This window comes from Hymenobacter agri (assembly GCF_054778495.1).
In genome coordinates this window covers 1-587 of the sequence record NZ_BAAGZM010001254.1, presented here as the reverse complement: position 1 = coordinate 587, position 587 = coordinate 1, and the positions used below count along the sequence as shown (strand labels likewise).

Annotated in this window: 2 protein-coding genes; both read left to right on the top strand. The window is 68.5% G+C overall.

What is annotated here, in order from left to right; translation table 11 throughout:
* On the top strand, window positions 1–340 hold a 340-nt coding region (locus tag ACYVDE_RS25630; RefSeq protein ID WP_460504325.1), incomplete at its 5' end, for a hypothetical protein.
* A gap of 4 nt (window positions 341–344) precedes the next feature.
* The coding region (locus ACYVDE_RS25625) for a hypothetical protein (protein ID WP_460504324.1) at window positions 345–587 on the top strand (243 nt) is incomplete at its 3' end.

Here is a 587-nt window from a genome sequence, read left to right as displayed (position 1 = left end):
GGCCCCGCTGCTGGCGGCCGCCGTGCTCGACACGCTGGCCCTGCGCGCCAATCCCTCGCAGGTGTTCGGGGGTACCGTGCGCCACACGCAGCAGCCGCCGGAGATTCTCGACAGCATCGACCTACCCTACGATGCCTCCGGCAAGCGCTTCGCCGTGGGGGCACGCAGCTGGGCCCTGAAAGCCGGGGAGACGGAAGTCTCGCTGGTGGAAATCGGCGAGGGCGAACACCTGGTCCTGCCGACCCTGCCGCCCCGCGTGCGCCTGCTGCATGGGCTGGTGGGCGGCCGCATCCGCATTCGCCTGCGCCATCCTGAGGGCATCCGCGCCATTCATCCCTAAGATTATGCCTGTTACTCCTCTACCCCCTGGTACACCCAGCGCTGGCTATTTTATTGAAGACGAAGACCGCTTCACGGGTGGCCCGGAACAATTCGCGGGCGCCCTCTTCGACGTGGTGGTCCCCGACGGGAATGGCGGTTACCTGAGCCGCGCCGTGGAGGAAACCCACCTGGCGGAGCTGCTGGGCGTCAACCGCGGCCCCAACGGCCGCCCCGATGGCTTCAAGGCCGTGCGCTGCCTCGACGCC